The sequence below is a fragment of the Rhodococcus sp. CH91 genome (assembly GCF_022554085.1).
Classification (GTDB): Bacteria; Actinomycetota; Actinomycetes; order Mycobacteriales; family Mycobacteriaceae; genus Rhodococcus.
Window position 1 is genome coordinate 404,510 of record NZ_JAKFYR010000003.1, and the last position, 12,798, is coordinate 417,307.

At 68.3% G+C, this 12,798-nt stretch carries 10 protein-coding genes; 6 read left to right on the forward strand and 4 right to left on the reverse strand.

Annotation, left to right across the window (positions count from 1 at the left end; genetic code table 11):
* Positions 1 to 10 precede the first annotated feature (10 nt).
* Positions 11 to 1,150 (reverse strand): MacS family sensor histidine kinase, encoded by a 1,140-nt coding sequence (gene macS / locus MOM01_RS08545; protein WP_241384972.1) that lies wholly within the window; start codon positions 1,148 to 1,150, stop codon positions 11 to 13.
* A 174-nt stretch (positions 1,151 to 1,324) separates the two neighbouring features.
* Here macS and MOM01_RS08550 point away from each other — a divergent pair, with 174 nt between their 5' ends.
* The 5 genes from MOM01_RS08550 to MOM01_RS08570 all read left to right on the forward strand — a co-directional run bounded on the left by MOM01_RS08550 (position 1,325) and on the right by MOM01_RS08570 (position 6,759).
* A complete protein-coding gene (locus MOM01_RS08550) occupies positions 1,325 to 2,848 on the forward strand; it encodes an adenylate/guanylate cyclase domain-containing protein (RefSeq protein WP_241385126.1) in 1,524 nt (507 codons plus the stop codon).
* Positions 2,849 to 2,918: 70 nt separating this feature from the next.
* Complete coding sequence (locus MOM01_RS08555; protein WP_374112283.1) at positions 2,919 to 4,040, forward strand: lysylphosphatidylglycerol synthase transmembrane domain-containing protein; 1,122 nt, start codon at positions 2,919 to 2,921, stop codon at positions 4,038 to 4,040.
* Positions 4,041 to 4,127: 87 nt separating this feature from the next.
* Positions 4,128 to 4,682 carry a YceI family protein gene (locus MOM01_RS08560; RefSeq protein ID WP_241384973.1) on the forward strand — a complete coding sequence of 185 codons (555 nt, stop codon included), beginning with the start codon at positions 4,128 to 4,130 and terminating at the stop codon, positions 4,680 to 4,682.
* Positions 4,683 to 4,784: 102 nt separating this feature from the next.
* On the forward strand, positions 4,785 to 5,165 hold the full coding sequence (locus tag MOM01_RS08565; RefSeq protein WP_241384974.1) for a DUF3054 domain-containing protein: 381 nt from the start codon (positions 4,785 to 4,787) through the stop codon (positions 5,163 to 5,165).
* Between the two features lie 121 nt (positions 5,166 to 5,286).
* Positions 5,287 to 6,759 carry a peptide MFS transporter gene (locus MOM01_RS08570; RefSeq protein WP_241384975.1) on the forward strand — a complete coding sequence of 491 codons (1,473 nt, stop codon included), beginning with the start codon at positions 5,287 to 5,289 and terminating at the stop codon, positions 6,757 to 6,759.
* 13 nt (positions 6,760 to 6,772) lie between these two features.
* On the opposite strand, the gene MOM01_RS08575 is transcribed toward MOM01_RS08570, so the two are convergent.
* From MOM01_RS08575 to MOM01_RS08585, 3 genes are all read right to left on the reverse strand, one after another.
* Positions 6,773 to 7,492 (reverse strand): sulfite exporter TauE/SafE family protein, encoded by a 720-nt coding sequence (locus MOM01_RS08575; RefSeq protein ID WP_277609467.1) that lies wholly within the window; start codon positions 7,490 to 7,492, stop codon positions 6,773 to 6,775.
* A 47-nt stretch (positions 7,493 to 7,539) separates the two neighbouring features.
* Positions 7,540 to 9,216: an NTF2-like N-terminal transpeptidase domain-containing protein gene (locus MOM01_RS08580; protein WP_241384977.1), complete on the reverse strand. Its 1,677-nt coding sequence runs from the start codon at positions 9,214 to 9,216 to the stop codon at positions 7,540 to 7,542.
* A gap of 79 nt (positions 9,217 to 9,295) precedes the next feature.
* Positions 9,296 to 11,065 (reverse strand): penicillin-binding transpeptidase domain-containing protein, encoded by a 1,770-nt coding sequence (locus MOM01_RS08585; RefSeq protein ID WP_241384978.1) that lies wholly within the window; start codon positions 11,063 to 11,065, stop codon positions 9,296 to 9,298.
* 189 nt (positions 11,066 to 11,254) lie between these two features.
* Between MOM01_RS08585 and MOM01_RS08590 the strand changes: the two genes are divergently transcribed.
* Positions 11,255 to 12,787 carry an ABC-F family ATP-binding cassette domain-containing protein gene (locus MOM01_RS08590; RefSeq protein ID WP_241384979.1) on the forward strand — a complete coding sequence of 511 codons (1,533 nt, stop codon included), beginning with the start codon at positions 11,255 to 11,257 and terminating at the stop codon, positions 12,785 to 12,787.
* Positions 12,788 to 12,798 lie beyond the last annotated feature (11 nt).

Below are 12,798 nucleotides of genomic sequence, written 5' to 3' on the forward strand. Positions count from 1 at the left end.
TCCCGGTCACTCATTCCCCCTTCGGTACCCGGATCTCCCATTCGGTTCCCTCGTCCACGGCACTGCCGAGCAGAGCGGCGCCGCCGAGCCATTCCGCCCGTCCGATGATCGATTTGGACACCCCCAGGCGCCCCTGCGCGCAGGCTTCGTCGAGTCTGCCCGGTTCCATCCCGACACCGTCGTCGCGGATACCGAGCACGATCTCGTCGCCGAGATCCTCGAGAAGGATGTACGCGGCTGCTCCGGCACCGGCGTGCAGCTCGATGTTCGACAGTGCAGCGGTGGTCAGCGCGGCGAGCTCTTCGGCACGTCCGCGCGGGATCAGGATCGGATCGGCCGGTGCCGCCACGATCGCGGTGCCGGCCCGGGAACGCACCAGCGCCGTGAGGTCGGCGAGCCGGTCGTCCCCGCAGTCGGCAGCGGCGTCCTGTTCCGAGACGAGTTGCCGGAGCGCGACCTCCTGTTCGCGCGCGAGATCCACGAGCTCCGTCGCGTCGCCGCCGAGTTCGAGGCCCCGCCTCTGTACGAGAGCGAGCACCTGCAGGACTCCGTCGTGCACCTGACGGGCCAGCCGGTCGCGTTCCTCGGTGGCGGCGGCCATGCGCACCACCTGTTCGAGTTGCCGGTGCGCACGACGTGCGGTCGTGGTGGCGAATCCCATCGCCACGCCGCAGGCGACCAGCACCGGCGCCGTCGCGTCCCGCCACAGGTCGAGGTCGACCTGGTCGCGGACGAGCGCGCTGACGACGGACATCAGCAGTGCCGATCCCGTGCCGGCGAGTGGCCCGCCGAGGATCGCCGCCGCCAGCACGGCGTTGGCCACCCACAAGGTGGTGGGCATGGTCTGGTGAGTGCTGTACCAGTCGTGGTCGGCCACGAGCCTGGTGGACGCCATCAGCGCGACGGCGACGATCTGGTCGACCGCGGCGACGGTGCGGCGCAGATGTACCTCGTGCGAGAGCAGGACGGCCGATGCGAGCGACCACGCCACGAGAATGCCGATGAGCAACCACGACAGATCCGGGCGGGTGTAGTGCGCGACCGTGGAGAACTGGGAGCCCACCGCGTAGACGACGGTCACGAGCCGGAAGACCTGCGCTGCCCGCCAGAGCGGCGCATCCGGGTCCGGACCGGTCGGCGACGGCCTCATGTGTACGTTTCGCACCTTTCGTCACATTGATCGGAGCGAGTGAATCCAACCACTCCGGGAGCCGTACGGTGCCCGCCACATCCTGTGACCGTCCGCACAGTGGTTTGATTTGAAGTCGTGTTGAGGTCGTACCGAGCTGTCGCCGCCACTCTGCGGAGTCGTTGGCCGCTCTACATGGTCTCGATGGGCGCCTCGAACCTGTTCGGTGCCCTGCTCGTCTTCGCCTTCGTGCGATACGGGATCCCCCTCGGCGAGACCGATGCGATCGCCGCCCACCGCGTCCGCAACTTCGCGGTCTTCGCGGTGTACCTGGTCTTCGCCGGCGTCGTGAGCCTGAGCGCCGCAGCGATCATGCTGCGTTCGGTCGTGCGATGGCAGTTGCGAGGTGGCCCGCCCACGCGAGCCGAACAGATGGCTGCGCTGCATGCACCGCTCCGGCAGGCGATCGTCCACCTCGGATTGTGGCTGCTCGGTGGCGTGCTCTTCGTCTTCCTCACGGCCGAGGAGATGCCGTCGCTCGCGGTGGCGGTGTCGGTCACCGTCGCCATGGCCGCGACCAGCACCTTCGGTTTCACCTACATGCTCGGCGAGCGCATCCTGCGGCCGGTCGCCGCCCGCGCCCTGAGCGAGGGGAACTTCGACCGGACCATGGCGCCGGGCGTGGGCACCCGCCTGGCCATGACCTGGGGGCTGGGCACGCTGATGCCGGTCGCGGGCATCGTGCTGCTGTGCGTGACGCAGTTGAGCGCGAACACCGACTTCGATCCGGATGCTCTCGCCCTGTCCGTGCTCGCCCTCGCGGTGACGTCTATCGGGCTCGCGCTCGTGCTGTCGCTGCTCACCTCTTCGCAGATCTCCGACCCGATCAAACAACTGCGCTGGGCGATCGAACGTGTGCAGCGCGGCGCCTCCGGGGTCCAGGTCGAAGTGTTCGACGGCAGTGAGATCGGGCGACTCCAGGTCGGGTTCAACCGCATGATGACCGAGTCCGACGAGCGCCGGCGTCTGCGCGAGCTGTTCGGTCAGCACGTCGGCGAGGACGTCGCGCGCCGGGCACTGCAGTACGGCACCGAACTCGGTGGTGAGACCAGATACGTCGCGGTGCTGTTCGTCGACATGGTGGGTTCGACCGCGACCGCGGCCGAGCGGCCGCCGAACGAGGTCGTCGAATTGCTCAACGAGTTCTTCCGGGTCGTCGTCGAGGTCGTGGACAAGCACCACGGCTTCGTCAACAAGTTCATGGGCGACGCCGCACTCGTGATCTTCGGCGCTCCCCTCGACCGGCCCGACGCCCCCACCGCAGCCCTCGCAGCCGCTCGCGAGATGAGATTCGCACTCGGCGAGATCACCGGACTCGACGTGGGCATCGGCGTATCGGCGGGCCTCGCGGTGGCCGGCAACATCGGCGCGGCCGAGCGGTTCGAGTACACCGTCATCGGCGATCCGGTCAACGAGGCGTCGCGCCTGACCGAACTCGCAAAACTACGTCCGAGCAGGGTTCTTGCGTCATCGAGCGCGTTGTATTTCGCCGACGACGAGGAGCGCGGCCACTGGGAACTCGGCGACGAGGTGCAGCTGCGCGGACGGCGGCGGATGACACATCTCGCGTGGCCGGTCCGCTATCCCGGGGTCGCCGCATCGGCCGCCGATCGGGACGATCCGGGCTCCTCGTCCGGAGGCGCACAACCCTCCGCCTGAGCCCGCTCCGCGGTGCCCGGAGAGCGAGAGCACCCCCTTCGCGGCACCGGGGTCGGTTACGGTGAACAGCGTGGCGCAGCCCCACGACCATCCTCGAGGCCCCGACGCCATGCCGCGTCGGGGCTCGTTCCGGTGGCTCAAATGGGGGTCTGCGATCGCGCTCGTCGCCCTGCTGACCGTGGAGGCCGTCTACTTGTGGCCGACGATGAGCGACTCGTGGCGTGCCGTCACCGAGATGCACTGGGGATGGTTCGCTGCGTGCGTGCTGGCGCAGCTGATCTCCCTCAGCGGCTTCGCCGGGGTGCAGCAGCGACTGCTCCGCGCGGGCGGGGTGCGCGTCGGGCACTGGCGGTCGGCGTCGGTGATCTACGGCAGCACCGCGATGGCGGTCACCCTGCCGGCCGGACCGGTCTTCTCCACAGCCTTCACCTACAAGCAGACCCGCAAGTGGGGTGCCACTCCCGTGGTCGCCTCGTGGCAGCTCGCGGTGTCGGGTGTGATCGCGGCGACCACACTGGCATCGGTGGGCATGATCGGCGCATTCGCCGTCGGTAGCCGGATCAGCCCGGTCACGCTCGTGTTGTCGCTCGCCGGGGCGATCGCGCTGTTCTACGGACTCCGGTACGTCGCGAGGAATCCCTCGTCCATCGAGTCGGCCGGCACGTGGGTCCTCGGCCGGATCAACCGGATCACGAGGAAGCCGAAGGACACCGGATTCGACGTCTTCGAGCGCACCCTGGCGCAGCTGGAGTCCGTCGACCTCGCACGTCGCGACGGTCTGGCTGCGATCGCGTGGTCCGCCGTGCATCGTTCCGCCGATGTCGCATGCCTCGGCCTGGCGTGCTGGGCGGTCGGCGGCTCGCCCTCGGTGGCGGGTCTGCTCATCGCGTTCGCCGCCGCGAAGGCGGTGGGCAGCGTGCCGCTCGCCCCGGGCGGCCTGGGTTTCGTGGACGGAACCCTCATCGCGACCCTCACCGCCTCCGGGTTGAGCGCCTCGCAGTCCCTGGCCGCGGTCTTCGTGTACCGGATGGTGAGCTTCGCGTTCGTCGCCCTCGCCGGGTGGAGCACCGTCGCCGCGATGTACCGGGGCAACGGCGGTGATGAGATCGATCCGATCGCGGAGCGCGCCGAACACGAGCGCACCGCGCTCGAGCGGCGCCGCCGGACGACCGAGAACCCCGAACCCGTGTGATCCGGGTCACCAAGTAGTTGCGCACGCAACCATTTGCTGCCACTATGGGACCAAGAAGTTGAAAGTTGGATCAACCGAGGAGCGCCCATGACGACCGCCACCACCACCTTCCCCGGCCTCACCACAGGCACCTGGACCATCGATCCCGTCCACTCCAGCGTGGGCTTCGCCGTCCGGCACCTCATGGTCAGCAAGGTCCGCGGCAAGTTCGACACCTTCTCCGGCCGCATCGAGGTCGACGAGAACGGCACCGCCTCGGTGCACGCCGAGATCGACGTGACGTCGATCGACACCAACAACGCCGACCGGGACGCCCACCTCCGTTCGGCCGACTTCTTCGAAGCCGAGCGCTACCCCACCGCGACCTTCACCTCGACCGCGGTCCGCGCCGACGGTGAGAACTACGTGGCCACCGGCGACCTGACCCTCCACGGCGTCACTCGGCCGGTCGAACTGACGCTCGAGTTCAACGGCGTCAATCCCGGCATGGGCCAGGGCCCGGTCGCCGGCTTCGAGGCCACCACCGTGATCAGCCGCAAGGACTTCGGCATCAGCCTGGAAATGCCCCTCGAAGGCGGCGGAGCCGTGGTGGGCGACAAGATCACCATCACTCTCGAGATCGAGGCAGCCCTGCAGTCCTGATCCGACCCTCCGTGCGGCGCCCTCCCCCGGGAAGGGCGCCGCATCGGCATCGGTGGCGATGCTCACCTCGGGCACGTTCGCGCCGCGGCTACTCTGGTTTCCGTGAAGAAGTACACCCCGGCGTTGGTGGTCGACGTCGTGCTCGTCGTCGTGTTCGCCGTGCTCGGCCGTTCCAGCCACAACGAAGTTCTCGATCTCGCAGGGCTCGCGGAGACGGCCTGGCCGTTCCTCGGCGGCCTCACCGTCGGATGGTTCTTCACCGCCTGGCTCTACCGCGACAAGTTCGACGCCCTCGCCGCCGCCCCCACCGGCCTGCTGGTGTGGGTGAGCACCCTCGTGGGAGGCATGCTGCTGCGCGCCGTCACCGGACAGGGCACCGCCACCGCGTTCATCATCGTGGCCACGATCTTCCTGGGCGTATTCCTCGTGGGATGGCGCCTCGTGGCTCGCGCGGTACAGCGTCGCAAGGTCCACGCGCACTGATCCGCGTTCTCCCGGCGGAGCTGTGAGATCGAGCTTCACACGGCCGGGGAGGATGTGATTCCACTCGCCGGATGCCGAAATGTTTCGCATACCCGGCCCCCGCAGTGGAACAGTGGAAATCATGTCCACCATCGACCCTCCCACACTGACCGGGTCCCGCTCCGATCATCGGTTCTTCGGCCAGCCGCTGCCCCTGGCGAATCTGTTCGGTGTCGAGATGTGGGAGCGTTTCTCCTTCTACGGCATGCAGGGCATCCTCATCTACTACCTGTACTACTCGGCATCCGAGGGCGGGTTGGGGATCAGCCAGGGCGCCGCCACCTCGATCGTCGGCGCCTACGGCGGCACGGTGTATCTGTCGACGATCCTCGGGGCGTGGATCGCCGACAGGCTGCTCGGCTCCGAACGCACACTGTTCTACAGCGCCGTATTCATCATGTTCGGCCACATCGCACTCGCAGTCCTGCCGGGATTCGCGGGCGTGGGCGTCGGCCTGGTGCTCATCGCCTTCGGTAGCGGCGGTCTCAAGGCCACGGCGACATCGATCGTCGGCGATCTCTACGACGAACACGACACCCGGCGGGACGCCGGCTTCTCGATCTTCTACATGGGCGTGAACATCGGTGCGCTCGTCGGCCCGCTGCTCACGGGATTCCTGCAGACGCGTTACGGCTTCCACTGGGGCTTCGGTCTCGCCGCGGTCGGTATGTTCCTCGGCCTGTTGCAGTACACCATCTACCGCAAGCATCTCGGCGACATCGGCAAGGTGGCGCCGCACCCCCTGCCGACCGAGACACGGACGAAGGCGGCCGGAATCGGCCTGGCCGCCGTTGCTCTCATCGCCGTCTTCGCGCTCACCGGACTCATCACGACGAGCAACATGTCCGACATCGTCGTCGTCCTGACGATCGTCGCGACCGTCACCTACTTCGTCATCATGCTGTCGAGCAAGCAGATCACGTCGATCGAGCGCAGCCGGGTGCTGTCCTTCATCCCGATGTTCATCGCCAGCGCGGTCTTCTGGTCGCTCTTCCAGCAACAGTTCACGATGGTCGCGGTCTACGCCGACACCCGGCTGAACCGCGATCTGTTCGGCTGGGAATTCCCGCCGTCGTGGGTGCAGTCGATCAACCCCGTGTTCATCATCCTGTTCGCGGGTGTCTTCGCCGCGGCCTGGACGAAGCTCGGACCGCGCCAGCCGTCGTCCCCCATCAAGTTCGCGGTGGGCACGATCATCATGGGCATCGCCTTCCTGTGCTTCATCCCGATGGCCGGCGGGGGTTCCAACAGCGCGCCCCTGCTCGGGCTGATCGGCATCCTGCTGCTGTTCACCTTCGCCGAGCTGTTCCTGTCCCCCGTCGGACTGTCGCTGTCGACCAAGCTCGCGCCGAAGAACTTCCACACGCAGATGGTCGCGTTGTTCTATCTGTCGGTCGCCTGCGGCACGGCCATGGCCGGCACCCTCGCCGGGTTCTACGACGAGAACAACGAGGTGCCGTACTACCTGTGGATCGGTGGCGCCTCGATCGTCGTGGGGATCGTGCTCGCACTGTTCGCGCCGCGCATCAAGAAGCTCATGCACGGCGTGCAGTAACCGGGCTCGCGATTCAGCGGACCGCCAGCCATACCGCCAGGCCGAACCCTGCGAGCGCGACCGTCACGCGCAGCAGGTTCGGCGGTATGCGGCGGACCAGGGGCGGGCCGCACCATCCCCCGGCGAACGCCCCGGCTGCCATCGCGGCTGCCGCGACCCAGTGCACGGGCCCGAAGACGGCGAAACCGATCGCCGCGACGAGGTTCGCGATGCCGAGCAGATAGCTCTTGAGGATGCTCGCGCGCCAGATCTGCTCCGATGTGCAGATCAGTATCAGTGCGAGGAACACCACGCCCGCCCCCGCACCGAAATACCCGCCGTACACCGCGACGACGAAGACGGCCACCGCGAACACCCGTGGCAGGTCGCGGCCGCCCGCCAGTGCGCGGATACGCGGCTGAAGCAGCAACGCCAGTGCTGCGAGTGCGACGAGGCCCGGCACGACCGCCTCGAACGAGCCCGGCGGCGCCACGAGCAGGACGATCGCCCCGGTTGCGCCGCCGAGGGCAGCGTAAAGCGTCCACCACCACACCCGAGGGCCGGTGTCGACGACCTCCCGAGCCGAGTTGGTCAACGCCCCGACGCCCACACCGACCATCGCCACGGTGTTGGTGACGTTCGCGGCGACCGGCGAGAGACCGGCCGCGAGCAGAGCCGGATACGACACGATCGATGCCAGACCGGTGACGAAGCCGACGACCCCGGCGAAGAAGCCGGCGACCGCGAGCAGCATCACGTCGGCAACCGTCACGATCGGTCAACGTACCCTGCGGCGGGGAGTCAGTCTCCGACCAGCGGTTCGTTCAGCTTGCTCAGGAAGGTGTCGGCCATCCTGATCGCGCGGTCGCCACCGTCCGCGTCGGCGACGAAGACCGCGAAGGCGAGATCGCCGGTGTAACCGAAGAACCATCGGTCGTCGCCGCTCGCCGCGGCGATACCTGCGAGACCGGCATGTCGCCGCAGGGGGGACGCCGGGCCGTTCTGCACGTTGTCGATCATCATCCCGCGCAGGGCGTCGACCACGGCGGCGGGAAGGGGCTCCGGAGCGTCGTGCACGATCGGCTCCTGACCCTGCACGATCCTGGGGACGGCAGTGTCACCTCGCGCGACCGAGGCAGCCAGCAGGGCGGCGCCGAGCGGGCTGACGAGGCCTTCGTCCGAATCGGAGCCCGTGAACTGGACCACTCCGGAACCGGCGTGACCGATCTGCGCCGTCTCGAAGTCGAAGCCGGGGACCTCGACATCGGCACCGAGACCGAGGCTGCGGGCGGTGTCGGCGATGTCGTCCGAGCTCACGTCCCCGGGGTCCACTCCACGCTGGAGACCGGCCGCCAGCCGGACCGGGTCGAGAACTCCTCCTGCCGGGTAGAGCCCGTGGGTGAGCACCGGACCGAGTTCCATCGCCCAGTTGTTGACGTCGGCCGCGAGGATCCCGCCGGTCGACGGCTGGATGGCCACCACGGCCGCCGGAGTGCCGGCCGTGACGACCGCTTCCTTCGCGGCGAGCTGCACCTGGGAGTCGACGGTGGACTGGAGGTCCGGAGGGGGAGGGCCCTGGAAACCGGCGACCTGGATGGGGCCGCTCTCGGGGTCTTCGAGGGTCACCGCCCAGCCGGCAGTGCGGTCGCGCTCGAGCTGCCACGCCGACCGCAACGAGTCGAGCAACGGCGTGGAGATCCGTCGATCGGCGCTGATCAGAGTGGGTGACTGGAGCACCTCGACACCGGGAATCGACGTGATGCCCTCTTCGAGGAACTGGTAGTCCTGGTCGCGGAGCTTGACGGCGGTGACGCGGTTGCCGGGATCGTCCTGCATGCGTTCCTGCATCAACTGCGCAGTGACGACGGGCGCGACCGGCGCGAGAACCGAGGCGAGCCGGGTGGTCGTGTCGACCGGATCGGGCATCTCCGCGGGATCGAGCACCACCGCGTTGATGGTCTGTTCCTCCATGAGAAGACGCCCGGCACGATCGAAGATCTTCGGGGGCGCGGCATCGGTCCGGACGTGGTGGACGGTGCGGCCGCCGGCCAGGTCGGGCACGACGACCTCCGGATCCCAGGACACGCGCCAGCCGACCGCGAGTTTCCGTACCGCGCCGTCGACCTGATACGACCAGTTCTTGCCCTCCCCGAAGTTCCAGGCCGCGGAGAGCGTGAAGTAACCCGATTCGTCGTTGAGTTCGACGAGCTGGGTCACCGAGTAGTCGACGGTGCCGCCGGAGAGACCGTCGTACACCTGCGAGATGGTCTCCTGCGCCGCGTTGGGGTAGGAGGTCAGAGCCGCTGCCGCTGCCGCGTCGCGATCGTCGAGGGCGGCCACGAAGTCGTCGACGAGGCGCTGTGCCTCGCTTCGAGAATCCGAGAACACGGTCGTCGTCAACGCGACGACCGCCACGACGAGGACGACGGCGAGCGCGACGATACGCCCCCGCTTCCCCCGCCAATCACGAAATCTCATACGTAACAACCTTCACTTCGGTCACACGAGATACCAGCACGCGTTGTACACGAACGAATCACGATTGCGCCACGTATCCCTACCCCCTCAGCCAGCGACCCGCAGCCTCGACTGCGGGGGCCGAGCTGTCCGCCCCTGCCACGAACACCGCGAACGCCAGATTATCCTGCGAGCCGATAAACCAGCCGTGTGCCCCGACGTTCTCACCGTACTCTGCCGTTCCGGTCTTCCCGACCAGATCCGGAATGTCGCGCAGCGGAGCGGCTGTACCCGCGATCACAGTCTCCCGCATCATCTCTCGCACCGACACGAGGACGTCCTCCGGGACGGCTTCCGGGGTGATGTCCGCCTCCGCGGGCTGCCCCTCGACCAGCATCGGCGCCGGCGTCCGGCCGTTCGCAGCGGACGCAGCGACCAGGGCCATCCCGAACGGCGACGCCGTCACCTGCCCCTGCCCGATCGCCGCTTCCACGCGCGCATCGTCGGTATCGGCGACGGGCACATTCCCCGTGACCGTGACGAGACCCGGCGTGACGTAATCGACTCCCAGCCCGAACCGCTGCGCGACATCCCGCAGCGCGTCGGCCGGCAGATCGAGGGCGAGCTGCCCCATGGTGGTGTTGCACGAGAAGGCGAACGCGGTGTGCAGGGGAACCGGGCCGAGATCGAAGTTCTCGTCGTTGGGGATCGTGCGCGAACCGATCGAGGCGACACCCGGGCAGGGCAGCACCGTGCCGGGTTCTGCGAGTCCCGCCTGCAGGGCCGCGGACGTGGTCACCACCTTGAACGTCGAGCCCGGTGGGTACAGGCCGGTCGCGGCGATCGGGCCCTCGGCGTCGGCCGCAGCGTTCTGGGCCATGGTGCGGATCGCGCCCGTCGCGGGGTCGATCCCCACGATCACCGCGGGTGTCTCGAACGAGGCGAGCACGTCCTCGGCACGTCGTTGCAGACCGAGATCGATGGTGGTGGTCAGGTCCGGTGCCTCCGGCCCGGATTCACCGGCCACCTGGCTCGTCGTGCCGTCCGCCGCGACCTTCCGTACCACCCAGCCGGCCGAGGCGTCCTGTCCCTGCTGCCAGAGTTCGGCGAGACCGGCCCATACGGGTGAGGCGAGAGCACGGTCGGAGGTGAGAAGCCGTGCCTGTTGCGAGAACGTCACCCCGGGCAGCGCCGCGAGCTGTTCCTCGACGGGAGCGAGATCGTCCTCCCGCAGGGTGATCACACCCACCGGGCCCCCTTCGGCCGCTGCGACCTGCTCCGCGAGATTCCCGGCCGTGATGGTCGGCACGACCGTGGCCAGCACAGGGGCCACCGCGGCCGGATCGGCGGTGGCATCGAGATTCACGACGGTGACGACCTGTTCTCCCATGAGCGGGAGTCCACTCCGGTCGAAGATCGTCGGCGGTGCACCGGCCGTCGTCAGGTATTCGAGCGACGCACCGCCCGCGAGTTCGGGGGCGAGTACCGCCGGATCCCACCGGATGCGCCATGCGTCGGCGGCCGGATCCTCCGAGGCACTGCCAGTGGTCCGGTACGACCAGTCACGGTCTTCCCCGAAACTCCACGCGACGTCGAGGTCGAAGGTGCCGCCGTCTCCGGTCCCCGCGACACCGACAGTGGGATCGTCGGTGCCAAGTCCGTCGAAGAGGGCGTCGATGGCGGCTTCCGCAGCCGCCGGGTCGGTGGTCAGCGCTGCCGCCGCGGAGACGTCGCCTGCGTCGAGAGCTGCGGCGAACTCCTCGGCGATCGTCTCGGGCTGATCAGGACCCAGCGCGCAGGCCGACAGCGACAGCGTCGTGGCTGTCGCGACGCCCAGGCTCAGCAGTCGGATACGCACGATCCCGATCATGCCTGTTCTTTCCGGCCGGTGTCTGTTACCGCAGGTAGACGGCGGGTTGAATTATTCGGTTGCGTCCCGGACGCAGCCGGATCCATCATGGTGTTCGCATCCCGCACTCGTCGATCGGAGAAGTCCGTTGCTCCTGTGAGTTCAGTCCCGCGCATTCGCGCAGCCGACCCTCACACTCCAGGAGCACCCATGTCTTCGTCCGGTATCACGCTGTCCGCACTCACCTATGTCCATCCCGACGGCACCGTCGCTGTGCGGGACGTCGAGTCCGTCTTCCCGGCCGGACGCACGGGCCTGGTGGGGCGCAACGGAAGTGGCAAGTCCACTCTGTTGCGTCTGCTCGCGGGTGAGCTGCACCCGACGTCCGGTTCGGCAGCCGTGCGAGGACGGGTCGCGTATCTGCCCCAGGACGTCACCCTCGACCCGACCGTGCCGGTCGACTCGGTCCTCGGCATCGCAGACATCCGGAAGTCACTGCGCCGCATCGAATCCGGATCGTTCGACGACCGCGATTTCGAGATCGTCGCCGACCGGTGGGACATCGAGGATCGCGCCCTCGCGCTCGTGCACCGCGTCGGTCTCGACCGGATACTGCACGATGCAGGCGACTTCGATCGCACGGTCGGGCAGCTCTCCGGTGGTGAGACCGTGCTGCTCGCCTTCACCGCCCGGCTGCTCGACGAGCCCGACGTGTTGCTGCTCGACGAACCGACCAACAATCTCGACTCCGACGGTCGCCTGCGACTGCAGGACGCCCTCGACCGTTTTCCGGGCACGGCCGTCGTGGCCGGTCACGACCGGGAACTGCTCGATCGGATGGATTCGATCGCCGAACTGCGTGACGGCTCACTGCGCTTGTTCGGCGGCGGGTTCGGCGAGTACGAGCGGATCGTCGCCGAAGAACAGGAGGCCGCGCAGGCCGCTGTGCGGGATGCTCGCAACGACGTGCGACGGCAGGCACGCGAACTCGCGGCCGCACACGTCACGCTCGCTCGGCGCCAGCGGTACGGGCGGAAGATGTACGAGCAGAAACGCGAACCCAAGATCGTCATGGGGGCACGCAAGCGGCAGGCGCAGGAATCCGCAGGGCGTTTACGGCGCGAGCACGAACAGGATCTCACCGCGGCACGGGAGAACCTCGATCGGGCACAGGATGCCGTGCGAGACGATCCGGAGATCCGGATCGACCTGCCCGGAACGGCGGTGCCCCCGGGTCGGCGCGTGGCCGAGGCGCCGCTCGAGATCGTCGGACCGGAACGGATCGCACTGCGCGGACCCAACGGCTCCGGCAAGACGACGCTGCTCCAGCGCGTCGTCGATGCCGGGCCCCTCGTCCCCTTCGCCCTGATCCCCCAGCGTCTCGACATCTTCGACGACACTCGTTCGGTCGCGGAGAACGCCGAGGACCGTGCGCCCCACCTGACCCCGCAGGAGGTCCGGGCACGACTGGCGCGCTTCCTGTTCCGTGGCCGCCAGGCCGAAGTGGCTGTGGGCGCGCTGTCGGGCGGCGAGCGCCTGCGTGCTGCCCTGGCGATCGTGCTCGCGGCCGATCCCGCTCCGCAACTGCTCCTGCTGGACGAGCCCACCAACAATCTCGACCTGGCCGGGATCGCACACCTGAGGCAGGCTCTGAACGGATACGGCGGTGCGCTGGTCGTGGTTTCGCACGACGAACGCTTCCTGGAGGAGGTGGGAGTGAACCGCTCGATCACGCTGCAGTGATGGAATGCTCG

Excerpts from the sequence above, each read along its gene's own strand:
- macS (WP_241384972.1), bottom strand. The coding sequence starts at position 1,150 with ATGAGGCCGTCGCCGACCGGTCCGGACCCGGATGCGCCGCTCTGGCGG.
- MOM01_RS08550 (WP_241385126.1), top strand. The coding sequence starts at position 1,325 with ATGGTCTCGATGGGCGCCTCGAACCTGTTCGGTGCCCTGCTCGTCTTC.
- MOM01_RS08560 (WP_241384973.1), top strand. The coding sequence starts at position 4,128 with ATGACGACCGCCACCACCACCTTCCCCGGCCTCACCACAGGCACCTGG.
- MOM01_RS08570 (WP_241384975.1), top strand. The coding sequence starts at position 5,287 with ATGTCCACCATCGACCCTCCCACACTGACCGGGTCCCGCTCCGATCAT.
- MOM01_RS08575 (WP_277609467.1), bottom strand. The coding sequence starts at position 7,492 with ATGCTGCTCGCGGTCGCCGGCTTCTTCGCCGGGGTCGTCGGCTTCGTC.
- MOM01_RS08580 (WP_241384977.1), bottom strand. The coding sequence starts at position 9,216 with ATGAGATTTCGTGATTGGCGGGGGAAGCGGGGGCGTATCGTCGCGCTC.
- MOM01_RS08585 (WP_241384978.1), bottom strand. The coding sequence starts at position 11,065 with ATGATCGGGATCGTGCGTATCCGACTGCTGAGCCTGGGCGTCGCGACA.
- MOM01_RS08590 (WP_241384979.1), top strand. The coding sequence starts at position 11,255 with ATGTCTTCGTCCGGTATCACGCTGTCCGCACTCACCTATGTCCATCCC.